The organism is Acidovorax sacchari (assembly GCF_042847045.1).
Classification (GTDB): domain Bacteria; phylum Pseudomonadota; class Gammaproteobacteria; order Burkholderiales; family Burkholderiaceae_C; genus Paracidovorax; species Paracidovorax sacchari.
On sequence record NZ_AP035783.1, the window covers coordinates 5,207,270 to 5,230,140 of the forward strand.

Genomic DNA, 22,871 nt, shown 5'->3' on the forward strand with positions numbered 1-22,871 from the left:
CAACCCGCGCCACAGGCGGGCAAACGCCATAGAATCCGCCGACCAGCCCGTCTGGAATCCTCAATACGTCAACACGAGAAAACCAACCATGGCAACTGCAAAGAAAGCCGCATCCGCCCCGGCAAAGAAGGCGGCCGCTCCCGCGGTGAAGAAGGCCGCGGCACCTGCGAAGAAGGCTGCTCCCGCGAAGAAGGCCGCTGCTCCCAAGGCAGCACCTGCAGCGAAGGCCGCGCCCGCAGCGCTCAAGCCCCTGAAGGCCACGTTCACCAAGACCTCGCTGATCGCGCACCTGGCCGAGCAGGCCGGCGTGGAGCCGAAGGCCGCCAAGGCCGTGATGGCCGCGCTGGAAGCCACGATCCTGGGCTCGGTGCACAAGAAGGGCTCCGGCGAATTCACGCTGCCCGGCCTGATGAAGATCGGCCTGCAGCAAGTGCCCGCCAAGAAGAAGCGCTTCGGCAAGGACCCGTTCACGGGCGAAGAGCGCTGGTTCCCCGCCAAGCCCGCATCGGTCAAGATCAAGACCCGCGCGCTGAAGAAGCTCAAGGACGCCACGGTCTGAGACCGGGCTCCCCGGGCATGAAGAAAGCCGGCGCATGCCGGCTTTTTTCATGGGGCCGCCGCCGCGCTCAACCGCCCGCCGGGTCCAGGTACATCTGCGCCAGCCGCGCCCGCTCCGCGGGCCCGACGCCCAGGCGCGCTGCCAGGTAACGGTCGAGCCCGCCATGGTCCCGGTCCACCGCGTCCAGCGCGGCATGCAGGAACTCCTCCTGCACGCGCCAGAGCACATTCATCACCTCCGTCGGCGCGGTGCCCGTGAAATGCGCCGGTGGCTGGTAGAGACTGTTGGTGAGCAGGTAATCCTGCATCACCACGTCGCGCGACACGCCCAGCGCGAGCAGGATCAGCGCCGCGGCGAAGCCCGTCCGGTCCTTGCCCGCGGTGCAGTGGAAGACCAGCGGCGCGTCGCTCTGCAGCAGGTGCCCGAACAGCGCGGCGAACTGCGCCGCGTTGTCGGACACGAAGGCGCGGTACGTGTCCTGCATCAGCTCGACGGCGATGGCCGGCGTGATCTGCCGGTTGGCCAGCGCCATGTCCTTGGCGCGCTGCACCACGGTCGGCTCGATCGGCAGCGGATGGTAGGCCACGCCGGGCAGGGCATAGGCCAGCGCCGCGCTTTCCGCCTCGCCGCGGAAGTCGATCGCACGCGCCAGGCCCAGCGGCGCCAGCGTGTCGGCGTCCTGCGCGGTGAGCCATGCCAGGTGGTCGGAGCGGAACATGCGGCGCCAGCGGACCGTGCGCCCGTCCTGGCCGGCATAGCCGCCCAGGTCCCGGAAATTGGTGGCGCCCGCCAGGGGCAGTGATCGCGAGAAAGAAGCCATGCCGGCACTGTAGCGAAAGCGCCCGCGACTTCAAATCACCTGGGCGTCCCCCGCGCGGCGCCCTGCAGCGCCGCCATGTCGCTGCCGCACAGGTCGACCCTGTCGGCGCGCTCCAGCGCGTAGGCCGACAGGCGCTCACTCGGCTCGCGCAGCGCGGGGTGCAGCGCCCCCACCGAATGCAGCGCACGCTGCAGCGCCACGCCCACCTCCACCGACGCCGCCGCGTAGCGCGCCAGCGGCTCGAACACATCCTCCACCATGCCGGCCTCCCGCAGCGCGGGCGCGCTCACGCGATCGCAGGCAGGCACAGGCTCTCCAGCGGCCCCGGCCTCGCGGTCGGCCGCCCGCTGGCCGTGCGCCCAGTGGGCCAGCGTGCGCACGCCCGCGCCCATCACGTCCAGCGCGGTGCCGGGGTCGTTGATGGATGCCGACATGGCCCGCGCCGCCACCTCGCCCATCACCACGAAGCCGTAGCGCGGGTCGTGGTCGAAGCTGCGGCCGGGGCCGATCAGCACCGCTTTCAGGATGGCGTCGCGCGCGGCATCGTCGAGGGGCCTGTCGCTGGTGGCCAGCACGGTGTCGGGCGCGACGAAGGCACCGGGCAGCACGTGCAGGTGGAGCATGCCCTCCAGTGCCTCCGCGCGGGCCTGCAGCAGGTCCATGGCCACGTGCTGCACGAAGCCGGTGGCATCGCTGCGCACGGCATGGGCACCGCGCTCGCCCGGCCGCTGCCGGCGCCCACCCAGGAAGGGCTTCGCCAGGCGCTGGTCGATGGCCTTGCACGTGGCGGCCTCCAGGCGGCGGATGGTCTCGCCCAGCCGCCCCAGCACCGACAGGTAGTCGATCCAGCGCAACAGCACCACGACCACGCCCAGCAGGATCAGCAGCGTGAATCCGAACAGCACCAGCCGTCCGCCGTCGCCATAGAAGTGGACGTGCAGCCCCACCAGCGCGACCACCCCGTAGAGAAAGGCCCCGATGAACACCGCCAGCGTGTTCTGCACGGTGGAGTCCTCGATCAGCAGCTGCGATGCGCGCGGCGTGGCGCTGTTGGCCACGGCCGAGAACGCGGCCACCATGGTGCTGGCCGAGAAGATCGACACCGTGAGCATGCTGGAGGCCAGGATGTTCAGCAGGCTGTCGAGCGCGTCGGAGCCCAGCTTCAGCGCCACGCCGTCGGGAATGTACGGCCCCAGCCAGGCGGCCAGCATCACGGCGGCGAAGGCCGCCAGGGCGAAGAGCGCGCAGCGCAGCCAGGTCTTGCGCACCAGCCTCTGCAGGAAAAAGAGCAGTTTCTCGGACATGGCCCGACTATCCGCAAACCGCGCCCCGGAAGCACGGCGCATCCTGTAGGCCGGCGCCGCATTTGGAGCCTCTTTCAGCGCACGGTCACTTCATCACCAGCCCGCCATCGACGAACAGCACCTGCCCGGTCATGAAGCCGCTCCACTCCGAGGCCAGGAACAGCACCGGCCCCGCCACGTCCTCGGGCCGGGCGATGCGCCGCAGCGGCGTGGCGGCGGTGATCGCATCGCGCAGCGCCTCGGGCGTCGATTGGCTCGCCTGCGTGGGATAGACCAGCCCCGGCGCCACGCAGTTGACGCGGATGCCCACGGGCCCCAGTTCGGCCGCCAGGTTGCGGCTGAAGGCCACCAGCGCGGCCTTGGCCGTGGTGTAGTCGTGGTAGGGCACCACGGGGTGCTCCACCAGGTTGGTGGCGATGTTCACGATGCTGCCCCGCGCGCGCTGGCGCAGGTGCGGCAGCACCGCCTGGCAGACGTTGAAAGCCCCGCCCACGGCGCCGTCGAACTGGGCCTGGTAGTCGCTCCACTCCAGGCCGTCGAACAGCGTGCGGCGGCGTGCATCGAAGGCATAGGGCCGGAAAGCGTTGTTGACCACCACGTCGATGCGGCCGGCCTCCAGCACCACCGCGTCCACCATCGCGCGCACCGCATCGGCATCGCCCACGTCGGCGCGCGCAGCCCAGGCATCGCCGCCGGCGGCGCGGCAGGCTGCCACCGTCTCGGCAGCCGCCGCGTCGTTGGACAAATGGTTCACCACCACCGTGGCGCCCTCCTGCGCGAAAGCCCGCGCGATGGCCGCGCCGATGCCGCGGCTCGCGCCCGTCACCAGCACGACCTGGCCCTTGAACTTCATGGGGTGCTCCTCGCTCCTCAAGTCCGGCGGGTTCACGCGGCGGGCAGCAGGCTGGCGTCCACCACGTCGGCCACGCGGATGCCGTTCTGCACCAGGCCCAGCGCGCGGTAGGCATCGGCCGCCTTCTGCAGCGACGCGAGGTTGAACGCGCCCAGCGGCTGCCCCGGCACCGAAGGCTGCGCGGAGGCGTTGCGCAGGCGGATCACCTCCAGATTGGCGTCCTGCTGCGTGCCGTCGATCGCGACCTTCACGGCCAGCGCGGCGGCTTCCTCGGGCCTGGCCATCATCCATGCGGCGCTATCGCGGTAGCCCTGCAGGAAGGCCCACAGCAGCGCCTTCTTCTGCAGCAGCACCTCGCTGCGCACCACGAAAAGGTCGCTGGAGACATTGAGGTAGTCGCGCACCTGCATCACGTTCACGGCGCCCAGGCCCTTGCGGCGGCCCACCGCCAGGCCCGTGTCGGTGGCTGCCGTGGCATCGACCTGGCCCTGCAGCAGCGGCGCGAAATTGAGCAGGCCGGTGACCACGATGGTCACGTCCGATTCCTTCAGCCCCGCCTGGTGCAGCAGCACCAGCAGGTTCTGCCGCGTGCCGCTGGAGAGGCTGTACACGCCGATGCGCTTGCCCTTCAGGTCGGCCGGCGTGCGGATGCCCGAGGACTGCAGCGACACCACGTTGAACACGTTCTGCGGGTAGATGTCGTAGATGGCGGCGAGCTTCTCGCCCTTGTCCAGCGCCATGAAGAACGAGCCCGGATCGGTGAAGGCCACGTCGCCCTGGCCGCTCAGGATATTGCGCAGCGCATCGCCGCCGCCCGCGCCGGGCAGGTAGCCCAGCTCCACGCCGCGCGCCCTGAAAAAGCCCTTCTCGGGCTCGGCCAGCAGGTTGGTGATCTCGCTGATAGGCTTGCTCCAGCCCGCGACGGTGATCTTGCCCGGGGCCGCCGCGGGCGGCGTGGCGGCACCCGCCCAGCGCGTGGCCGCCAGCCCGGCGGAAGCCGCCAGCAGCGTGCGGCGCGAGAGGAATTCAGGTCGTTGCATGGGGTCGAGAGAGGAAAGGGAAAGAAGGGTCAGGAACGATCGGCATAGGGCCGCAGCAGCCAGCGCTCCAGCCACAGCGTGGCCTGGTAGAGCAGCAGCCCGATGGCCGCGATGAGCACCAGCGCCGCGAACATGAGGGACGTGTCCATCATCCCCTGCGCGGCGATCACCACCGCGCCCAGGCCCCGGCTGGCGCCGATGAACTCGCCCACCACGGCCCCCACCAGCGCCAGCACCACGGCCATGCGCAGTCCTGCCAGAACGGCCGGCAGCGCCAGCGGCAGCTTCAGGCGCAGCAGCGTCTGCCAGCGCGTGGCGCCCAGCATGCGAAAGAGCTGCAGGCGCTGCGCATCGGTCTGCCGCAGCCCGGTGAAGGTGTTCTCCATCAACGGAAAGAAACAGATCAGACCGGTGATGAGCGCGGTGGACGGAATGCCGAAACCGAACCACAGCACGAACAGCGGCGCCAGCGCCAGCTTGGGCACCACCTGGCTGACCACCACGTAGGGCCGCAGCACGCGCTCCAGCAGCGGCGATTCGGCCAGCGCGATACCGATCGCCAGGCCCGCCAGCCCCCCGCCCGCCAGCCCCAGCAGCAGCGCCGCCAGCGTGGCCTGCACATGGGGCACGAAATAACCCGTGCACAGCCCCTGCCAGAGCGATGCCGCGATGGCCGAGGGCGCGGGCAGCACGAGCGCCGAGAGCCCCGAATGCCGGGCCACCCATTCCCACGCGCCCAGCAGCGCCAGCAGCAGCGCGGCGCCCAGGGCGCGGTAAGGCCAGGCAGACGAAGGCACGGCCTGCTCGCGGGATGCACTCATGCGCCCACCCCGTCCAGGCCGGCGCGCACGCGTGCGCACAGGCGGTTGAAGGGCGCGTCGTGCCGCATGGCCTGGGTGCGCGGCGCGGGCAGGTCGATGCGGATGTCGTCCGCCACGCGGCCCGCCTGCAGCACCGCGATGCGGTCGCCCAGGTACACGGCCTCGGTGATGTCGTGCGTCACGAAAAGCACCGTGGTGCCCCGCTGCCGGCAGGTATGCAGCAGGTCGTCCTGCAGCTCGGCGCGGGTGATGGCGTCCAGCGCCGCGAAAGGCTCGTCGAGCAGCAGCAGCGCGGGCTCCAGGACCAGCGCGCGCGCCAGCGCCACGCGGCTTTGCTGGCCGCCCGAAAGCTGGCGCGGATGGTGCCGCGCATGGGCGCCCAGCCCCAGCTGGTCCAGCAGCGCCTGAGCGCGCTCCACGTCGGCCGCCTGCGGCCGGCGCTGCAGCGATACCGGCAGCAGCACGTTGTCGATGGCGCTGCGCCATTCGAGCAGCGTGGGCGCCTGGAACATGAAGCCCAGTTGCGGGCCCGGCGCCACAACGTCCCGGCTCTGCATGCGCACATGGCCCGACTGCGGGCGCAGCAGGCCCGCGGCCAGCTGCAGCAGCGTGGTCTTGCCGCAGCCGCTGCGGCCCACCAGGCAATGCACCTCGCCCGCGCCGATGCGCCAGTTCACGCCATCCACCACCGGGGCGCGACCCGGGTAGGCGAACACGGCCTGCTCGATGTCGAGAAAGGCATCGCCGGGCACCTGCCCGGCGCAGTCCACTGGCGCGGTCTCAGTCGGCATAGGGCGCGAACATCTCTGCGGCGCTTTCGGCGGATTGCTCGATCTCCACCATGCGCACCAGGTCCAGCAGGTTGAAACGGCCGTCGTGGTGCCAGCCGGCCTCGGGCACGCTCATCGCACCGATGGCGCTGATGCGGGTCACGCCCGCCGCCCCCAGCAACGCGGCCAGGTACCGCAGTTCTTCCGGCGTGGCCGCGACGCCCGCGGTCTGCAGCAAGGGCCCGTGGCCGGCGATGGCGTGCGGCACCTCGCCCAGCGCATCCACGGCCACCACCTGCACGCTGCGCTGCAGCGCCGTGGGCGCGAGCGGCTGCAGGGCGTCGCAGTACGCCACGCTCCACGGGTCATCGGGCGTGCCGATGAGTTCGTCGGCAGCGGCGCCGCCGGCCGCCGAGAGGCCCTGCCATTCGAGCGCCTGCCGCCAGCTGGCCACGGCGGCGGATTCCTCCATGTCCAGCGCCCGGCGCGGAAACCGCCGGTGCAACTGCGCCAGCTCGCCCGCCAGGTAGCCCGCGAAGGCGCGCGGCGACACGGCGCCGCCGCGCTGCACGTAGAACACATGCGGCGAGTAGCAGCCCTGCTGGTCGTAGCGCATGACGTCCCACGCGGCCCGGCGCGCCACGGCCGGCGCATCGAGCGCATCCAGCGCGGCGGCCGAAACGATGCCGAAGCCCAGCTTGTGCCCGTGCGGCAGGAAGCGCGTGGTCACGGGCAGGCGGCGCTGGATGGCATGCAGCGCATCGTTGCCGCCATAGGCCAGCACCGTGTCGGCCCGGGCATAGAGCGCCGCGGCATCGTCGCCGTCCGCGCCCTTCCACCACACCACGGCGAAGCAGCCGGCCAGCGGCGGGTGCACCTCGGCCAGCAGCTGCGCGAACCAGCCCGCGAACAGCGGCTCGGCACTGGGCAGCTTGCCGATGCTGCCGGCCTTGACCAGCAGGCCGCACACGAAGCTCCAGAGCGCCAGCGCCGGCACATTGCCCGCCCAGCTGTGCACCAGCAGGCCCGGCCCGAAGGCGCGTACCGCGCCGCCCTTCGGCGCAGGCTGGAAGCCGTCGAGCACCAGCGGATTGGCAAAGTCCTCCGCCACGAAGCGGCGCAGCTGCGGCGCGCGGAAGGTCTTGAAAAAACCCGTGAGTCCCAGCCGCACCATCTCGGCGTCGTAGCCGCTCACGATGGGCAGCAGCGCCTCGGCCTGCTGCCGCGCCGGATCGCTGCGGTCCAGCAGGCGGGCGATGGCACGGTCGATCACATCGATGACCTGCTCCACCGCCATGGGCTGCAGATGGCGGGCGGCCGCCTCGCGCACGCGGCACGCCAGGGCGTCCATCTGCGCGGGCGTGAGCACGGGCACCTCCACTTCCAGCCGGGCGGCGCCCTGGGCGAAGGGCAGCACCTGCCAGGCCACGTCCTGCGCCTCGATGCCGGGCAGATAGCCCGCCCGCACCCGCTGCACCGCGGTGGCCGCCTGGGATGTCATTTCCCGGTGGCCCGCATGAAGTCCTGCACCGCCAGCGAACAGCCCTTGGCCTGCGCGCCTTCGGCCCGGCCCAGCAGCAGGAAGCCGCCCTCGGCCCATTCGCCCACGTCCTCGGTCAGGATGGTGGTCACGGAGTTGTAGTTGGCCAGGTCGCAATGCACGAGGATGCCTCGCTCGCCGGGCGGTACGTCACGTCCCGTGGCCGGGTCCACCAGCCGCGACCGGATCCAGTGCGGCCCGGACTTGACCGAGGGCACCACGGCATTGCCGTCGTCGTAGAACTGCGTGCTCAGCTCCGTCATGCCGTACATGTTGATGCACAGCTCGCGCGGCACGCCCAGCGTGTAAGAGAGCCCGGCGTAGAAATCCTCCGGCGGCACCTCGCGCGACTGGCCCTTGTAGCCGCCCGTGTCCAGCACGCGGCTGCCCGGCGGCAGCTGGAAGCGGCGGCCCTTCTCGTGCAGTGCCTCCATCAAATGGACGAAGCTGTAGCTCGCGCCCAGCAGCGCGTACGGCGTGCCGGTGCGCTCCGCGGCCTCCAGCGCCGCGCACAGGCTCACCACGTGCATGCCGTGCGCGCCCACGAAATGCCGGCTGACCGGGCTGCCGAACACGGACCGCGCCAGCGCCAGGTAGTGCGCCAGCGACGAATTCGGCATCAGGTGCTCGTCGGGGAACAGGATGCCCATCGGCATGGGCCCGGCCCCGCGCATGAAGCGCCGCTGGAAATTGCGCGCCATCGACAGGTCGTACACATCGAGCCGCGGGTGGAAATGCCGCCCCCGCGCCTCTGCGCCCCGGGTCGTGCCGCTGGTCATGAACACGCGCTCGTCCGGCCGCGGCGGCTCGCTGCGCAGCTCCGTCGCCTTGAAGGCGTCGATCGGCACCGCGGGGATGTCGCTCCAGCGCTCCACGCTGCGCAGCGTCGCGCCGCGGCGCTGGCAGAAGGTGCGGTAGGCGGGGTTGGCGGAATACTGGTGGGCGAACAGCCGCAAAGCCAGCGTGTCGAACTGTGCGTCGGTGCAGCCGCCTTCTTCCTCCATCGCGATGAATGCGAGGATGTCCGCGACCAGCGCAGCGACCTTGTCCATGGAGCTTCTTCCTTCGTGACCTGTGAACGATGCTCCGAAGGTCACGCCCGGCCATGCCGTGCACGCCACGCGGCGCGCCTGCGGAGGCTGGAGGATGGTGGTGACAGCTCTTCTTCCGCCGGAATGACCCGGTTCAAGTTCTCGGGTGTGGATCTCAGCACACGCGTGCACCCCGGAGCGTTGCGGGCATCTTAACCCGCCGTCCAAACGCCCTGCTTCCGCTGCGGCTTACGGGCCGCCTATATTCCCGGGCATGGAATCACCGGCGCCCGCCACGACGACACCCGCCCGGCCGGTGCGCGCGATCGTGCTCGTGCTGGGCGACCAGCTCGATCCGGACGCAGCGGCCTTCGACGGCTTCGACCCGCAGCAGGACATGGCGTGGATGGCGGAAGTGGAAGAGGAATCCACGCACGCCTGGTCCTCCCGGCCGCGCATCGCCCTCTTTCTCGCGGCCATGCGGCATTTTGCGCAGGCGCTGCGGGCGCTGGGCCGCCCCCTGGACTACCGGCGCCTGGACGACGACCGCGAGCCCCCCTGCCGCACGCTGGCCGATGCGCTGCGCGCGGCGATCCGCACGCACCGTCCGCAGCGCCTCGTGATGACCGCGCCCGGGGACTGGCGCGTCTGGAAGGCGTTGTCCGCCGTTGCGGCCGGCGCCGGGCTGCCGCTGGAAACCCGGCCCGACCGCCACTTCTTCGCCACCGTGCGCGAATTCGCCGACTTCCGGCGCCAGCTGGCCGGACGGCCGCTGCGCCTGGAAACCTTCTACCGCGCCATGCGCCGCCGCCACAGCATCCTGATGGACGGCCGCCAGCCCGAGGGCGGTGCCTGGAACTACGACAAGGACAACCGGCGCCCCTTCGGTCCGCAGGGGCCGGGCATGGTACCCGGGCGCTGCCGCTTCGAGCCCGACGCCATCACCCGCGAGGTGCTGGAAATGGTCGCCCGGCGCTTCGGCGACCATCCGGGGTCGCTGGAGAGCTTCGCCTGGCCGGTCACCCGCGCACAGGCCCTGCATGCGCTCGCAGACTTCGTGGACCACCGGCTGCCGGCGTTCGGCCCCTTCCAGGACGCCATGTGGCCGGACGAGCCCTGGCTCTACCACTCGCACCTGTCCGCGGCGCTCAACCTTAAGCTGATCCATCCGCGCGAGGTGGTCGCTGCCACCCAGGCCGCCTACCGGAGCGGCCGTGTCCCGCTGCCCAGCGCCGAGGGTTTCATCCGCCAGATCCTGGGCTGGCGCGAATACGTGCGCGGCATCTACTGGACCGAAATGCCGTCCTACCAGGACCGCAACGCGCTCGGTGCCGATGCGCCCCTGCCCGCCTGGTACTGGACCGGAGAAACCCCCTTCGCATGCCTGCGCCAGGCCATCCGGCAGACACTGGACCACGGCTACGCCCACCACATCCAGCGCCTCATGGTGACGGGCCTCTTCGCCCTGCTGCTGGGCGTGCGGCCACAGGCCGTGCATGCGTGGTACCTCGCCGTCTATGTCGATGCCGTCGAATGGGTGGAACTGCCCAACACCCTCGGCATGTCCCAGTACGCCGACGGCGGCCTGATGGCCAGCAAGCCCTACATCGCCACGGGCAAGTACATCCAGCGCATGGGCGGCCCCTGCGCCACCTGCCGCCACGACCCGGATGCCTTCCTGGGCGACACGGCCTGCCCTTTCACCACGCTCTACTGGGACTTCCTGCTGCGGCACCGGGAACTGCTGGCAGGCGTGCCCCGCATGGCCGCACAGCTGGCGCGGCTGGAGACGATGGGGCCGGAAGAGAGGGAGGGAATACGCCGAAGGGCGGAGGAACTGCGGAGGGAGCACGGCGGGGCCGCCTTGCCTGATGGAAGATTCCCGGTGGGGCGCCACTGATGCGCAGCGCGCAATATTGGAAATAGCCAATGCAAGACGGCCAGGCAGCCCCCCCGGGCAAAACCCCGCCCATTGACGACGCGTCGCCATCCGGCCGGAGCGTCACCGTCCGACCCGGGAAGGGCTCATGGTGATGGTGGCGCTCAACGCGCGAACAGGTCGCGGCAGCGCTCCGCGCCGTGCCCGATGACCCGGTCGCGCGGCACACCAAAGCAACTCGGCCCTTCCGTATTTCCCTGGCCGTAGCCCGGAAAAACCACCTTCGTGCAGGTCAACGGCCAGTGGTGCAGTCCCGTCGGCGCCACCTCGGGCACCTACATCTTCCAGCTCCCGCTCGGCGTGATCGCCAACCCCACCCAGGTGGACATGTTCGACTCTGTCGAAAACGAATGGCTGCGCGCACAGATCACCCAGGCGCTGGCCCCGACCTTGCATTTGAAGTACGAAAGCGATGGCGGGCCGTCCGGCGCGACTGGCCTCACGCTGCTAAAACCTGCCGGGCCGGCATCCCGTCGGCCAGACACCCTGGGCATGGTCTCTAAAGTTCGTCATCCGTCCGGGGCGGAGCCGGGTGAGCCATCGGTTTCCGGTGTTCCTCAAAAAAAGATCCACCGGCTGTAACCCGCGACGCTCCTGTCACGAACTTCCATCGCAAACCGGATCGTCCGGTGCGCCGCGCCAGGAGTTCCCATGACAGTCCATGCAACATCGAGACAGATCCATCCACTGTGGACGCGCATCAGCCACTGGCTGAATGCGTTCGCGGTATTGATCCTGATCGCCAGCGGATGGCGCATCTACAACGCCGCGCCCTTCTTCGACTTCATTATCCCGACCGGCCTCACTCTCGGTGGCTGGCTCGGAGGCGCCTTGCAGTGGCACTTCGCCGCGATGTGGCTGCTGGTCGGCAATGGCGTCTTCTATCTCGCGATGAACGTTTTCACCGGCCGCCTGCGCCGCAAGTTCTTCCCACTGTCGTCACGTGCGGTCCTGCATGACGCACTGGCCGCCTTGCGAGGACGCCTGTCGCATGCGGATCCCCGCCACTACAACAGCGTGCAGCGGCTGGCATACCTGTTCGTGATGGTCGACATCCTGGTGATCGTGCTGTCGGGGCTGGTGCTGTGGAAGTCGGTGCAGTTCCACCTGCTGCGAGACCTTCTTGGCGGCTACGAGCTGGCAAGGCGCATCCACTTCGTCGGCATGGCACTGCTGGTCGGTTTTATCGCGGTGCATATGGTCATGGTGGCCCTGGTGCCGCGCACCCTGCTGACCATGCTCAGCGCCCGTGGCGAGGAGGCGGCAGCATGAACATCTTCAAACGCCGGACTCTGCCCCATGTCGACGCCGACGCGGCGCTGGCCGAGGCCCGCCGAATACTCGAGAAACGCATGGCGCCGACAGCCCGCCGCAACTTCCTGCGCGGTTCGCTCACGCTGGGTGGCCTTTCATTGCTGACCGGATGCAGCATCAGCGACAACGATGACGTCGAGGCCGTGCTCAACCGAATCTCCCGCTTCAACGACCAGGCGCAGGGCTGGCTGTTCGATCCGAACCGCCTGGCCCCGACCTATTCCGAGGCCATGATCACCCGGCCCTTTCCCTTCAACGCCTACTACGGCGAAGACGAGGTGCGGGTAGTGAAGGAAGAAGGCTGGAGCCTGGAGGTCACCGGCATGGTCGCCGACAGGCACCGCTGGACCCTGGATGAACTCCGTGCCATGCCGCAGCAGGACCAGATCACGCGCCACATCTGCGTGGAAGGCTGGAGCGCCATCGGTCGCTGGGGCGGCGTGTCCTTCCGCGATTTCCTGCACCGCATCGGCGCCGACACCAGCGCGAAATACATCGGCTTCAAGTGTGCCGACGACTACTACACCAGCATCGACATGGCGACCGCGCTCCACCCGCAGACGCTGCTGACGCTGAGCTACGACGGCGCCCCGCTGCCGCCCAAGTACGGCTTCCCCATGAAGCTGCGCATGCCCACCAAGCTGGGCTACAAGAACCCGAAAAACATCATGGCGATGTTTGTCACCAATACCTACCAGGGCGGCTACTGGGAAGACCAGGGCTACAACTGGTTCGGCGGAAGTTGAGCGCACCCGCACTCGACGCCGCAGACAACGCGACCGTGTCCATTTCGGGCGACGGCGCACTTTTCACCATCCACACCGAAGGACTTTCACCATGAACAAGCTCAACACCGCACTGCTCGCAGCCTGCCTGGCCGCCGCTTCTGTTTCGGCCATGGCTTCCGACGACATGATGAAGAAGGACTCGATGTCCAAGGACGCCATGCACAAGGACGCCATGCACAAGGACACGATGGGCAAAGATGCCATGACGAAAGATGGAATGAAGAAAGATGCCATGGCCAAGGACGGCATGTCCAAGGACACGATGGGCAAGGACACCATGAAAAAAGACGAAATGAAGAAGTAATCGACAGGACTACCGCGGCACGCGGGCAGGGCCCGCGTGTACCCTGCTGCTTCCATGGAACGAATTCCGTCCGCTGCCGATGCGACGCACACCCAGACCGAACAGACGCTGCGCAGCCTGATGCTCGCCGGCCTGGACGGCGATGCGGCGTCGTACCGCCGTTTTCTTCAGCAACTCGGCACACGTCTGCGATCCTTCTATCGCCGGCGCCTGTCGGGCTGGCCCGACGACGTGGAGGACCTCGTGCAAGACACCCTGCTAGCCATTCACAACCAGCGGCACACGTACCGGCGCGACCAGCCGGTGACCGCCTGGGTTCATGCCATCGCCCGCTACAAGGCCATCGACCTGCTGCGTGCCCGCCAGGAGCGCGAAGCCCGCCACGACATGCTGGACGATGACGATACGGCCCTGTTCGACACCACCGGAAGCGACGCAGCCGAAGCGCGGCGCGACCTCTGGCAACTGCTCGCCACCCTGCCCGACCGGCAGCGCCTGCCCATCGAGCAGGTCAAGCTGGAAGGCCGCTCGGTGGCCGAAGTGGCGGTAGAGACCGGCATGTCCGAATCCGCCGTCAAGATCGGCATCCACCGGGGGTTGAAGGCACTGGCTGCCCGTATCGCTTCCACGTCCCGTTCCCTGGCGAAAGCCCCCTCATGAAGACCGACGAACTGATCCATCTGCTTGCCGCCGACACCCTGCCGGTGCAGCGGCATGTCGCGGCCCGCCGGCTCGGCCTGGGCATGCTGGCCGCCTTGCCGGTTTCAATGCTGATGATGCTGGCCGTGCTGGGCCTCAACCCCGCACTGGGCCGCTATGCCACCCTGCCGATGTTCTGGGTGAAGTTCGGTGTCCCGTGCCTGATGGCGCTGGTCGCCTTGCCGCTGGTCGCCCGCCTGGGCCAGCCAGGTGCCGACACCCGCATCGCCTGGACTGCGTGGGCGCTGCCAATCGGGTTCCTGTGGGCGCTTGGGCTGGTGGTGCTGGTGCAGGCCCCGGCGAACGAAGCCGGCACGCTGATTCTGAGCAGTACCTGGCGGGTCTGCGCGGAAAACATCGCTGTGCTTTCGTTGCCGATGTTTCTGGCGGCGATCTGGGCGCTGAAATCGCTGGCGCCGGTGCGACCCGCGCTGGCCGGTGCCGGCGCCGGTGCTCTGGGCGGCGCGTCCGGAGCAGCGGTCTATGCGCTGCACTGCCCCGAACTGGCCGCACCCTTCATTGCCATCTGGTACGTGCTGGGCATGGCGCTGCCGGTGGCGGCCGGTGCACTTGTGGGGCCGAGGCTGCTGCGCTGGTAGACGCCGGGTGTCCTGTCAGATCGGCAGGTCATACCCGATGGTCCCGGAAAAACGCCGGCTGTGTGGGAGCGTTTGCCGGAATCAGGGCCTGAGATGCTCCAAAAAGCTGGAACGCAGCAACACATTCTCGCGATGGAATTCGAGGAATCGCTTCTGCCCGCTTGAAAAGGCACCGACATTCCAAGGCTGCCGGGGATCAAGCCCCATGCGGACCAGCGAATCCTGGTCCGCCACAGGAGAAAAAATCACCTGCCCATCGTCGTCGAACGCAATGAACCCGCGGTCGAACAGATGATCCATGCTTGGGGTAAGCAGCAGACCATTTTCACCATCGAGCCGCTCTTCGTTCGTGGCATCTCGCCAGGGTTTGCAGTGACTGGCGCGGAGGTGCTCTTCCCTTGTCACACCCGTTATCCGGCAGGCTCTCTCTATGGCCATCACGCGCCCCTTGAAGAGGCCTTGGCCTCTACGCGCCAGCACCAAGGCCTGGCGGTCTGTTTCGGGCAAGCTGGCGTCGGTCTGGACCCGTTGAAGCTCGTGCTCTTCCCATTGAACAAGTCCCACCGCAGAGCCGACCATTTCGGATCTGTCTGCGACTCGGAAGCCTTTCACCAAGTCATGGGCTTCAGCACCCAGCAGATCGATCAAGGCCGCCGCCAGACGTTCAGGAAGGCGCGTCAGGTACACGCTCTGCAGTCCCATTCCGTTAGGCCGCAAAGGGGCGTATCGCTCTGGTAGCAGTGGTGCCAGCACCGCCATGTGGGAGGCGGGCCGCACAGGCGCCCGAAGGGGATGGAAATGCACATCCAAGCGCCACCCGATCTGATCCCAGTAGGCACCGGTCTGCCCAAACTCCAACGGCTTTGGGGCCTCGTACGCATGCGATTGTGCGATGCCGATGGCTCGGATCACGGTGTCCGCGAATGAGAAGACCACATCGCCAGGAGCCACCTCGCGCATGAAGTCGTAAAACGGGTTCTTTGCTTGGTTGGCCTTGCGCTTGGGCGACCAAAGATACCCGCCCCGCACCTCATGACGGTATGTTTGGTTTTGATTGACCCACCAGTAACGCATGACAGCCTCCTATCCTCGGTGGTGCCGAGTCACCCAACCCCGCCTCGCACCCCCTCTTCGCTTATTTCGGCAGCCCGTCAGGCCCGGCGTAGGTATAGCCCTCGACCTTCTCTCCCTTGCACAGCGACTGCATGTCCCGCGCCAGAAAAGGCAGCATGTTGTTCAGGCCATAGTTGAGCGTCGTCACGTACTCGCCTTGCGCCCCCCACATATTGGTCTTGTCGCCATGGGCGCGGTAATACTTCTGCTGTAGCACACCGTTGCGATCCGCGAATTCGGCCTTCACTGCCACCATGCTGAAAATCTTCATGCCGACATGCCAGGTGTATGCCCGCGTCAAGGTTGTCCGCACAGTCAGGCCATCTGCTGCAGGAGCGCCGTCCGGCGGAGTGCTCCCGATGGTGTAACCGAAGGATTTGAGTTGCTTGAGTCCCTCGGTCATCCATGGGCTGACGCCTTCCGCCAGAAGCGGGCCGCTGAACGACTGTCCTATGGTTTCCTTGTTTTGCCGGGCATCTGAAGCAGGTGCGATGTGCAGGACACAAGGGCTGGCCTGAAAGGACGACATGGTGCCCGCCTCGCTCTCGCTCGGGTCGTATGTCATTTTCACGGTGAATGCCGCGTCCTTGTCAGGTACCGCAGGCTGCGCCGCAGCGGCCGTGCTGAGCAGAAGAGCGGCCAGGCCGGTGATCCGTTTGGTTCTTTGATGCATGTCGGCTTCCGGAATCATTGCTGCGCTGTCGTCGCGAGGCTGCCGCCGTGCGGCAAGGAATAGAGCTTCATGTCGGAGCCCAGCAGGATGACCCGGCCGTTGCCCGTCTTCAGTACCTGGCCCTTGATCTCCCCTTTACCCATCCCCTGGTTGAACGGGAAAGTCTGGAGATCCTTTTCCTCGGGCGGCTTGGCGGCCACATCGATGTCCAGCATCACCATCCGGACGGTTTCTGCAATGGACTCGCGCATGGCATTGCGGAAAGGAGCCGCCCCCTGCGCCGCCCACAGCGTGAGCGATTCCCTGCCGCCAGGCCCCACGGGCGCCGATTGGTAGCGAATTTGCCCGCGCTGGCTCGGCATCTGGGAATCCGATTCGCCGGGCCGCAGCCAGATGCCGACCATCGACTCCACATCGAACGTGCGGAAGTCCATGCTCAGCGTGTATCTGGGAAGGATGACCAGCAGCGCCTGCCCCGGCTGGAGATCGGAGCGCAACCGGGCGAGTTCGTCCTTCGACACGGCGCGCGACGTCGTCGTAAACCGGCCGATCTTGATCGGATAACCGGAAAGCTCCTGCCGGATCGACTCATTGAATTCCTTGCGGTAATCCACATCCTCGATGGCGGCATAGAAAGGGCCGAGGGCGCTTTGAGACTCCTTCACCCGGTTGTTCGTGATGTGGCTGTCGATCATGGCGCCGATCAGGCCATGGGCCGCTCCGCCCGTGGAGGGTTGCACAGCGGCAATCACTTCGTCCTGCACCACCACCACATGGGCAGTGAGTTCGGTGACCTTGCTGCGTTGCTCGGGGGTCAGGCTCGTCCGCAGGGGCGACGCGCAAGCGCCGAGGAGCAGCGCGATGGAAAGCATCGCGATGAGTCGTAATCGGTACATGAAAACTTTCAACGGTGATGGGAGGGCTCTTATTGGCGCGTCGCTCTACCGCAGCTGCGCCGATTTCCTGCTTCAGAGGGCAATCAGTCATGCCTCACTGATGAGTAATTATATTTTTCAAAAAGTTACGCCAGACAAATAAAGACACAAGCCTCCGCACCAACTCGGCCAGCGACGCAGGTGCGGGCGTGGCAGTCCTACGTGATGTGGCCCGACACGCCTCGATAGTGGGCAGTCCGCAACCGCCGACATATCTTGTTCAGGAGACGCCCCCATGGTCACCGATCCCGCACACCACCCCTTGCACCAGGTCCCCGATGAGTTGCCGCGTCCGCCCGGAGACCTCCCTCCCGCGCCACCCCCTTCACAGCCACCGGCACCACCAACCAGCCCTGCCGCGCTGAAGCCTGCCGGGCGAAAGCCTGATTACAAGTAAATGCGTAACGGGCTTGCCGCGCGCGACGCAGAGCCGCAATTTTCTGTAGAGCACCTGCCGAGCTCGGCATGGCCTCCTACGCCGCCGCCACGGTCCGGCTGACGCATGCGGCCGGACCGCCACGCGCACAGTGGAGCACCGCTTCACCCCGCCGTGGCCCGCATGCGCTTCCATCACGCCCTCTCCCGTTCCGCACGCCGCCTGGCGGCCATTGCCCCGGCCGGGGAGGCGCGATGAACTCCCGTGCCACGCCCCCTGTAGAACCCATCCCGCCCTACCCGCATGCCGCCGGCGGCTGGGGTTCGATGAAAGCCGTGGCCGTCAGCGTCCTCAAGGAGGGCGCACCGCTCACCACGCTCAACGCCCTGCGGCACCAGAACAAGGCCGACGGTTTCGCCTGCACGGGATGCGCCTGGGGCAAGCCGGCCAGGCCGCGTGCTGCGGAGTTCTGCGACAACGGCGCCAAGGCCACCGCATGGGAGCTCACGGACAAGCGCGCGGGCCCGGATTTCTTCGCGCGCCACACGCTGTCCGAACTGCGGCAATGGTCCGGTCTCGACCTTGAAAGCGCGGGCCGCCTGACCGAGCCCCTGCGCTACGACGCCGCGCAGGACCGGTATGTGGCCGTCACCTGGGACGAAGCCTTCGCCGGCATCGGCCATGTGCTGAAGGAACTGCGCGCCGAAGACCCTCAAACTGCCATCTTCTACGCCTCCGGCCGCGCCTCGCTCGAAACCAGCTACATGTACCAGCTGCTGGCCCGGCTGTACGGCAACAACAACCTGCCCGACAGCTCGAACATGTGCCACGAGAGCACGTCGGTCGCGCTGCCGGAAACCATCGGCGTGCCGGTGGGCACCGTGCGGCTGGAAGACTTCGAGCACGCCGAGGCCATCTTCTTCTTCGGCCAGAACGTCGGCACCAACAGCCCGCGCATGCTCCACCCGCTGCAGGAGGCGCGCGAACGCGGCGTGCCCGTGGTGACCTTCAACCCGATCAAGGAGCCGGGGCTCCTGCACTTCGCCAACCCGCAGTCGCCCGTGGACATGCTCACGCCGAAGGACACGGCGATCAGCACCCAGTACCTGCAGGTGCGCAACGGGGGCGACCTCGCCGCCCTCACGGGCCTGTGCAAATGGCTCATCGAGGCCGACGACGAGGCGCAGGCCCACGGTGCCCTCCGGGTGCTGGATGCGGACTTCATCGCGCAGCACACGCAGGGCATCGACGCGTTCGCGGCCGCGATGCGCGCGAGCTGCTGGGACGACATCGAGCGGGACAGCGGCCTTTCGCGCGCCGCGCTCTCGCAGGCCGCGCAGACCTATGCGCAGGCCGGCACGGTGATCGCCGTCTACGGCATGGGCCTGACCCAGCACCGCCACGGCGTCGCCAACGTGCAGATGGTGAGCAACCTGCTGCTGCTGCGCGGCAACATCGGCAAGCCGGGCGCGGGCATCTGCCCGGTGCGCGGCCACTCCAACGTGCAGGGCCAGCGCACCGTGGGCATCACGGAAAAGCCCGAACTCGCCCCGTTGGACCGCCTCGCCGGGCTCTACCGCTTCGAGCCCCCGCGCCACAAGGGCCGCGACACCGTCGCGACCTGCGAGGGCATCATCGACGGATCGGTACGCGCCTTCATCGGCCTGGGCGGCAACTTCGTGCGCGCCGCGCCCGACACACGCCGGCTGGAAGCGGGCTGGAGCCGCCTGCGGCTCGCCGTGCACGTGGCCACGCGCCTCAACCACACCCACGTCCTGCCCGCGCACGACACCTACCTGCTGCCCTGCCTCGGCCGCATCGAGGTGGACACGCAGGCCTCCGGCCCGCAGACCGTGTCGATCGAAGACTCCATGGGCGTGATCCACCCGTCGCACGGCGTCGCCGAACCTGCCGCGCCCACGCTGCGCTCCGAGGCCGCGATCGTCGCGGGCATCGCCCGGGCCACGCTGCCGGAGAACCCGCACGTTCCCTGGGACGCCTGGACGGGCGACTACACGCTCGTGCGCACCGCCATCGAAGCCACCTGGCCGGACGTCTTCCGCGACTTCCACCACCGGCTGCGCGAGCCCGGCGGCCTGCCCAAGCCCAACGCCGCCCGGGAGCGGCACTGGAAGACACCCAGCGGCAAGGCCTGCTTCGTGGTGCCCCCGGCCGGTGCCGGCACGGTGCAGGACGCCGAGGTACTGCACCTCATGACCCTGCGCAGCGAGGACCAGTTCAACACCACCGTCTACAGCCTGGACGACCGCTTCCGCAACATCCACGGCACGCGCAACGTCCTGCTGATGCACCCCGGCGACATGGCCCGCCGCGGCCTCGCGCAGGGCGACGCCGTGCGCGTGACCACCGCCGTCCAGGATGGCCACCAGCGTCAGCTGGAGGGCCTGCAGGCGGTGCCCTTCGACCTGCCTGCCGGCACGGCGGCCGGCTACTTCCCTGAATGCAACCCGCTCGTGCCGCTGGGCCACCACGCGGACAAGAGCCACGTTCCCGCATCCAAATGCATTCCGGTCCGCGTCGAGCGGGCTACGGCAAACGCCCCGGCCTCGCCGGCCCGCGCCTGAGCACTCGGCTCCTTTCCCACACCATCCCGCACTGCCCCATGTCCCACTCCATCCCCACGCCGCCGCTCCAGCCCCTGCCCTACCGCGCGGATTACGAGGTCCCCGAAGAGGACGAGGAACAGACCAACGCGGAACTGCTGGCAGCCATGCGCCGCATCAGCGAGACCGTTGCCAAGGACGAAGGCCGTGCCTACCGCAGCGTGCACGCCAAGTCCCACGGCATCCTGCACGGCACCCTGGAGGTGCTGCCCCTGCTGCCGCCGCTCGCGCAGGGCCTGTTCGCACGGCCCGGCACGCACGACGTCGTGATGCGGCTCTCCAGCACGCCGGGCGACCTGCTGGACGACAGCGTCTCCACGCCCCGGGGCCTGGCGCTCAAGGTGCTGGGCGCGGACGGCCCCCGGCTGGACCCGGCCGACGGCCTCGCCGAGCAGGACTTCCTCATGGTGAACGGGCCCGTCTTCACCGCGGCCACGGCGAAGCAGTTCCTGCGCAGCCTCAAGCTCCTGGCCGCCACCACCGACAAGGCCCCGCAGGCCAAGAAAATCCTCTCGGCCGCGCTGCGCGGGCTCGAGAGCCTCGTCGAGAAAGCCGGCGGCGAGAGCGCGACCCTCAAGGCCATGGGCGGGCACCCGGCCACCCATCCGCTGGGGGAAATGTATTTCACGCAGGTCCCGCTGCTGTTCGGCCCCTACATGGCCAAGTTCTGCCTGGCCCCCGTCTCGCCGGAAATCGCGGCCCTGAAGGAAGCGCCCGTGGACCTCTCCGCCAGCCCCCAGGCCCTGCGCGATGCGGTGTCGGACGCCCTGCGCACCCACGGCGGCACCTGGGAGCTGCGCGTGCAGCTGTGCGTGGACATCGAGAAGATGCCGCTGGAGGACGCCTCCGTGGAATGGCCGCAGGACCTGTCACCCTACGTCGCCCTCGCGCGCATCCATGTGCCCGCCCAGGCCACCTGGGACCCGGAGCACAGCCCCCGGGAAGACGACCGCCTGTCCTTCAGCCCCTGGCGCGGCCTGGCCGCCCACCGCCCCCTGGGCTCGATCATGCGCGTGCGCCGCGCGGCCTATCCGGCAGCGGCACGGTACCGGCAGGCGTTCAACGCGGGGGAGATCCGGGGTGACGAGGAAGGCAAGTCCGCTGCGAAGTGACTGGACAGCCCCTCCACCGGCGTGCCTCTGGAACGGATGGCTCACAGTCCAAAGGTTGTAAAACCGATTTACTGCTTATATTGCGTAAATTCGATGTACAGCCTGAGGTTTATACGGGCGGATTCACGGCACACGGCAGATCAGCTGCCCGTGTGCCTGCACATGTCCACGGCGTGACCGCCCACCGGGCGCGGATTCGCTAGGCTCTGGCCTTTGCTGCCAGCCTGCAGACTTCGCGCAAGCCGGCGAGAATCCCGCCCAAGGAAGCCGGCCCGCTTCCGCCGCCGTTCGCCCAGCCCCCTTCGCCGTGCCCGCCCCCTCCACCCGTTCTGCAGAGCCCGCGGCAGACCCCGCCCCGCCCTCCCGCGCCCTGTGGGCCATGTTCCTGTGCCTGCTGTCGGGCTTCGCTCTGAGCCAGGCCTTCCGCACGGTCACGAGCATCATCGCCACGGGCCTGCAGGCCGACTTCGGCATCTCGCCCGATTCGCTCGGTGCGTTCGCCGGTCTGTTCGGCCTGTCGTTCGGCGTGGCCCAGCTGCTCATGGGCATCGGCATGGACCTGTACGGCCTGCGCCGCACGGTGCTGACGGCGTTTCCGCTGGCGGTGATCGGCGCGGCGGTCTCCGCCGCTGCGCCGGGCTACGGCTGGTTGATGCTGGGGCAGTTGCTGATCGGCGTGGGCTGCTCGCCGGCGTTCCTGGCCTGCACCGTCTTCATTTCCCGGCACTTTCCGGCCCAGCGTTTCGCGTTCTTCTCGGGCGTGGGCATGGGCGTGGGCGGCCTGGGCCTGATCTTCACGGGCACGCCCCTGGCCTGGCTCGTGCAGCATGGCGGCTGGCGCCTGGGCTTCGGGGTGCTGGCGGCGCTCTCGCTGCTGTCGTGGCTGCTGATCTACCTGCGCGTGCATGAACCGGAACTGCCGCAATCCAGCGACAACGGTCGGCCCAGGGAATCCTGGGGGCAGGCGGCCAGCCGTTTCGCAGACCTGTTCCGCATGCCGCACACCTGGGGCATCGTGATCCTCGGCATGTGCTGCTACGCCGCCTTCCTGACGCTGCGCGGCCTGTGGCTGGGGCCGCTGCTGATGGGCCGGTTCGGTTTCTCGCTGGTCGAGAGCGGCAACGTGGCACTGGTGCTGTCGCTGATCGCCCTCTTCGTTCCGGCACTCTTCGGCCGCCTGGACCCGGGGGCGCAGCGCCGCCGCTGGTGGATCACCTTTTTCTCGCTGCTCATGGGCGGCCTGTTCCTGCTGATGGCCTTCCTGCACCATGCCGCGGCCACGGTCGTGCTGATCTTCGCGATGGGCCTGCTGTCGGGCTACAGCGTGCTGCAGTACGCCGACGTGCGCTCGTCCTACCCGGCCGGGATGACGGGCCGTGCGCTCTCGCTCTACACCATGTCGATGTTCCTCGGGGTGGCGCTGATGCAGTGGCTGACCGGGCTGCTGGCCGCCTGGGCGCAGCACCACGGCCATGACCCCTACCGGGCGGTGATGCTCTGCATCGCCGGCATGCTGGCGGTGGCGTCCACGGCATTCAGGCTGTTGCCGCGGTCGCCATTGCTGCCGTAACGTGGCGTTCACGAGAGGTTGAGATGAAGTAGTCTTAGATCTCGCACAAGCGCGAGCGGATAAGACGCGCGACTTCGCGCACCTTGA

22 protein-coding genes and 1 riboswitch are annotated in these 22,871 nt (G+C 68.4%); of the genes, 11 read left to right on the plus strand and 11 right to left on the minus strand.

All coding sequences use genetic code 11. The features are described from left to right. The first annotated feature begins 88 nt into the window (after window positions 1-88). Complete coding sequence (locus ACGHC0_RS23090; protein ID WP_013596763.1) at window positions 89-559, plus strand: HU family DNA-binding protein; 471 nt, start codon at window positions 89-91, stop codon at window positions 557-559. Between the two features lie 67 nt (window positions 560-626). Here ACGHC0_RS23090 and ACGHC0_RS23095 read toward each other — a convergent pair whose 3' ends face one another. The 8 genes from ACGHC0_RS23095 to ACGHC0_RS23130 all read right to left on the minus strand — a co-directional run bounded on the left by ACGHC0_RS23095 (window position 627) and on the right by ACGHC0_RS23130 (window position 8,759). Beyond that, entirely contained in the window at window positions 627-1,379 is a 753-nt protein-coding gene (locus ACGHC0_RS23095; protein WP_415266878.1) for a tyrosine-protein phosphatase, read from the minus strand. 35 nt (window positions 1,380-1,414) lie between these two features. Next, on the minus strand, window positions 1,415-2,683 hold the full coding sequence (locus ACGHC0_RS23100; RefSeq protein WP_415266879.1) for a DUF2254 domain-containing protein: 1,269 nt from the start codon (window positions 2,681-2,683) through the stop codon (window positions 1,415-1,417). An 85-nt stretch (window positions 2,684-2,768) separates the two neighbouring features. After that, window positions 2,769-3,536 (minus strand): 3-oxoacyl-ACP reductase, encoded by a 768-nt coding sequence (locus ACGHC0_RS23105; protein WP_415266880.1) that lies wholly within the window; start codon window positions 3,534-3,536, stop codon window positions 2,769-2,771. A gap of 32 nt (window positions 3,537-3,568) precedes the next feature. After that, window positions 3,569-4,576, minus strand: coding sequence for an ABC transporter substrate-binding protein (locus tag ACGHC0_RS23110; protein ID WP_415266881.1), 1,008 nt, complete (start codon window positions 4,574-4,576; stop codon window positions 3,569-3,571). Between the two features lie 29 nt (window positions 4,577-4,605). Beyond that, window positions 4,606-5,397 carry an ABC transporter permease gene (locus ACGHC0_RS23115; RefSeq protein WP_415266882.1) on the minus strand — a complete coding sequence of 264 codons (792 nt, stop codon included), beginning with the start codon at window positions 5,395-5,397 and terminating at the stop codon, window positions 4,606-4,608. After that, window positions 5,394-6,188, minus strand: a complete 795-nt coding sequence (locus tag ACGHC0_RS23120; RefSeq protein ID WP_415266883.1) for an ABC transporter ATP-binding protein — start codon at window positions 6,186-6,188, stop codon at window positions 5,394-5,396. Before ACGHC0_RS23120 ends, ACGHC0_RS23115 begins: the two co-directional genes overlap by 4 nt. Then, a complete protein-coding gene (locus ACGHC0_RS23125; protein ID WP_415266884.1) occupies window positions 6,178-7,668 on the minus strand; it encodes an acyl-CoA reductase in 1,491 nt (496 codons plus the stop codon). The genes ACGHC0_RS23120 and ACGHC0_RS23125 overlap by 11 nt, the downstream gene beginning before the upstream one ends. Continuing rightward, window positions 7,665-8,759 carry a long-chain fatty acid--CoA ligase gene (locus ACGHC0_RS23130; RefSeq protein WP_368353162.1) on the minus strand — a complete coding sequence of 365 codons (1,095 nt, stop codon included), beginning with the start codon at window positions 8,757-8,759 and terminating at the stop codon, window positions 7,665-7,667. Before ACGHC0_RS23130 ends, ACGHC0_RS23125 begins: the two co-directional genes overlap by 4 nt. 93 nt (window positions 8,760-8,852) lie before the next feature. Then, window positions 8,853-8,944, minus strand: a riboswitch (TPP riboswitch). Window positions 8,945-9,012: 68 nt separating this feature from the next. Here ACGHC0_RS23130 and ACGHC0_RS23135 point away from each other — a divergent pair. The 7 genes from ACGHC0_RS23135 (at window position 9,013) to ACGHC0_RS23165 (ending at window position 14,381) form a co-directional block, all read left to right on the plus strand. After that, window positions 9,013-10,638 (plus strand): cryptochrome/photolyase family protein, encoded by a 1,626-nt coding sequence (locus ACGHC0_RS23135; RefSeq protein WP_415266885.1) that lies wholly within the window; start codon window positions 9,013-9,015, stop codon window positions 10,636-10,638. Window positions 10,639-10,902: 264 nt separating this feature from the next. Next, the gene (locus ACGHC0_RS23140) at window positions 10,903-11,259 is read left to right on the plus strand and encodes a hypothetical protein (protein WP_415266886.1); all 357 of its coding nucleotides are present in this window, start codon (window positions 10,903-10,905) and stop codon (window positions 11,257-11,259) included. A gap of 69 nt (window positions 11,260-11,328) precedes the next feature. Next, window positions 11,329-11,949, plus strand: a complete 621-nt coding sequence (locus ACGHC0_RS23145; RefSeq protein WP_415266887.1) for a cytochrome b/b6 domain-containing protein — start codon at window positions 11,329-11,331, stop codon at window positions 11,947-11,949. Beyond that, complete coding sequence (locus ACGHC0_RS23150) at window positions 11,946-12,737, plus strand: molybdopterin-dependent oxidoreductase (RefSeq protein ID WP_415266888.1); 792 nt, start codon at window positions 11,946-11,948, stop codon at window positions 12,735-12,737. Before ACGHC0_RS23145 ends, ACGHC0_RS23150 begins: the two co-directional genes overlap by 4 nt. A 91-nt stretch (window positions 12,738-12,828) precedes the next feature. After that, window positions 12,829-13,083, plus strand: a complete 255-nt coding sequence (locus ACGHC0_RS23155) for a pentapeptide MXKDX repeat protein (RefSeq protein ID WP_415266889.1) — start codon at window positions 12,829-12,831, stop codon at window positions 13,081-13,083. 54 nt (window positions 13,084-13,137) lie between these two features. Next, window positions 13,138-13,743 (plus strand): sigma-70 family RNA polymerase sigma factor, encoded by a 606-nt coding sequence (locus ACGHC0_RS23160; RefSeq protein ID WP_415266890.1) that lies wholly within the window; start codon window positions 13,138-13,140, stop codon window positions 13,741-13,743. Beyond that, a complete protein-coding gene (locus ACGHC0_RS23165) occupies window positions 13,740-14,381 on the plus strand; it encodes an NrsF family protein (RefSeq protein ID WP_415266891.1) in 642 nt (213 codons plus the stop codon). The genes ACGHC0_RS23160 and ACGHC0_RS23165 overlap by 4 nt, the downstream gene beginning before the upstream one ends. An 81-nt stretch (window positions 14,382-14,462) precedes the next feature. Here ACGHC0_RS23165 and ACGHC0_RS23170 read toward each other — a convergent pair whose 3' ends face one another. The 3 genes from ACGHC0_RS23170 to ACGHC0_RS23180 form a co-directional block, all read right to left on the minus strand. Then, on the minus strand, window positions 14,463-15,455 hold the full coding sequence (locus ACGHC0_RS23170; protein WP_415266892.1) for an HNH endonuclease: 993 nt from the start codon (window positions 15,453-15,455) through the stop codon (window positions 14,463-14,465). A gap of 61 nt (window positions 15,456-15,516) precedes the next feature. Further along, a complete protein-coding gene (locus ACGHC0_RS23175; RefSeq protein ID WP_415266893.1) occupies window positions 15,517-16,185 on the minus strand; it encodes a hypothetical protein in 669 nt (222 codons plus the stop codon). Beyond that, window positions 16,182-17,039: a hypothetical protein gene (locus ACGHC0_RS23180; protein WP_415266894.1), complete on the minus strand. Its 858-nt coding sequence runs from the start codon at window positions 17,037-17,039 to the stop codon at window positions 16,182-16,184. Before ACGHC0_RS23180 ends, ACGHC0_RS23175 begins: the two co-directional genes overlap by 4 nt. Window positions 17,040-17,732: 693 nt before the next feature. Here ACGHC0_RS23180 and ACGHC0_RS23185 point away from each other — a divergent pair. The 3 genes from ACGHC0_RS23185 to ACGHC0_RS23195 all read left to right on the plus strand — a co-directional run bounded on the left by ACGHC0_RS23185 (window position 17,733) and on the right by ACGHC0_RS23195 (window position 22,784). Then, window positions 17,733-20,063: an FdhF/YdeP family oxidoreductase gene (locus ACGHC0_RS23185; RefSeq protein ID WP_415266895.1), complete on the plus strand. Its 2,331-nt coding sequence runs from the start codon at window positions 17,733-17,735 to the stop codon at window positions 20,061-20,063. 38 nt (window positions 20,064-20,101) lie between these two features. Then, window positions 20,102-21,214 (plus strand): catalase family protein, encoded by a 1,113-nt coding sequence (locus tag ACGHC0_RS23190; protein ID WP_415266896.1) that lies wholly within the window; start codon window positions 20,102-20,104, stop codon window positions 21,212-21,214. Window positions 21,215-21,593: 379 nt separating this feature from the next. Further along, window positions 21,594-22,784 (plus strand): MFS transporter, encoded by a 1,191-nt coding sequence (locus ACGHC0_RS23195; protein ID WP_415268451.1) that lies wholly within the window; start codon window positions 21,594-21,596, stop codon window positions 22,782-22,784. The last annotated feature ends 87 nt before the right edge of the window (window positions 22,785-22,871 follow it).

What these genes read in the sequence shown, in the direction of transcription:
- ACGHC0_RS23165 (WP_415266891.1), top strand. Translation starts at nt 13,740, where the DNA reads ATGAAGACCGACGAACTGATCCATCTGCTTGCCGCCGACACCCTGCCG.
- ACGHC0_RS23125 (WP_415266884.1), bottom strand. Translation starts at nt 7,668, where the DNA reads ATGACATCCCAGGCGGCCACCGCGGTGCAGCGGGTGCGGGCGGGCTAT.
- ACGHC0_RS23190 (WP_415266896.1), top strand. Translation starts at nt 20,102, where the DNA reads ATGTCCCACTCCATCCCCACGCCGCCGCTCCAGCCCCTGCCCTACCGC.
- ACGHC0_RS23095 (WP_415266878.1), bottom strand. Translation starts at nt 1,379, where the DNA reads ATGGCTTCTTTCTCGCGATCACTGCCCCTGGCGGGCGCCACCAATTTC.
- ACGHC0_RS23115 (WP_415266882.1), bottom strand. Translation starts at nt 5,397, where the DNA reads ATGAGTGCATCCCGCGAGCAGGCCGTGCCTTCGTCTGCCTGGCCTTAC.
- ACGHC0_RS23110 (WP_415266881.1), bottom strand. Translation starts at nt 4,576, where the DNA reads ATGCAACGACCTGAATTCCTCTCGCGCCGCACGCTGCTGGCGGCTTCC.
- ACGHC0_RS23120 (WP_415266883.1), bottom strand. Translation starts at nt 6,188, where the DNA reads ATGCCGACTGAGACCGCGCCAGTGGACTGCGCCGGGCAGGTGCCCGGC.
- ACGHC0_RS23100 (WP_415266879.1), bottom strand. Translation starts at nt 2,683, where the DNA reads ATGTCCGAGAAACTGCTCTTTTTCCTGCAGAGGCTGGTGCGCAAGACC.
- ACGHC0_RS23185 (WP_415266895.1), top strand. Translation starts at nt 17,733, where the DNA reads ATGAACTCCCGTGCCACGCCCCCTGTAGAACCCATCCCGCCCTACCCG.
- ACGHC0_RS23130 (WP_368353162.1), bottom strand. Translation starts at nt 8,759, where the DNA reads ATGGACAAGGTCGCTGCGCTGGTCGCGGACATCCTCGCATTCATCGCG.
- ACGHC0_RS23090 (WP_013596763.1), top strand. Translation starts at nt 89, where the DNA reads ATGGCAACTGCAAAGAAAGCCGCATCCGCCCCGGCAAAGAAGGCGGCC.
- ACGHC0_RS23195 (WP_415268451.1), top strand. Translation starts at nt 21,594, where the DNA reads ATGTTCCTGTGCCTGCTGTCGGGCTTCGCTCTGAGCCAGGCCTTCCGC.
- ACGHC0_RS23150 (WP_415266888.1), top strand. Translation starts at nt 11,946, where the DNA reads ATGAACATCTTCAAACGCCGGACTCTGCCCCATGTCGACGCCGACGCG.
- ACGHC0_RS23170 (WP_415266892.1), bottom strand. Translation starts at nt 15,455, where the DNA reads ATGCGTTACTGGTGGGTCAATCAAAACCAAACATACCGTCATGAGGTG.
- ACGHC0_RS23175 (WP_415266893.1), bottom strand. Translation starts at nt 16,185, where the DNA reads ATGATTCCGGAAGCCGACATGCATCAAAGAACCAAACGGATCACCGGC.
- ACGHC0_RS23135 (WP_415266885.1), top strand. Translation starts at nt 9,013, where the DNA reads ATGGAATCACCGGCGCCCGCCACGACGACACCCGCCCGGCCGGTGCGC.
- ACGHC0_RS23180 (WP_415266894.1), bottom strand. Translation starts at nt 17,039, where the DNA reads ATGCTTTCCATCGCGCTGCTCCTCGGCGCTTGCGCGTCGCCCCTGCGG.
- ACGHC0_RS23155 (WP_415266889.1), top strand. Translation starts at nt 12,829, where the DNA reads ATGAACAAGCTCAACACCGCACTGCTCGCAGCCTGCCTGGCCGCCGCT.
- ACGHC0_RS23160 (WP_415266890.1), top strand. Translation starts at nt 13,138, where the DNA reads ATGGAACGAATTCCGTCCGCTGCCGATGCGACGCACACCCAGACCGAA.
- ACGHC0_RS23145 (WP_415266887.1), top strand. Translation starts at nt 11,329, where the DNA reads ATGACAGTCCATGCAACATCGAGACAGATCCATCCACTGTGGACGCGC.
- ACGHC0_RS23105 (WP_415266880.1), bottom strand. Translation starts at nt 3,536, where the DNA reads ATGAAGTTCAAGGGCCAGGTCGTGCTGGTGACGGGCGCGAGCCGCGGC.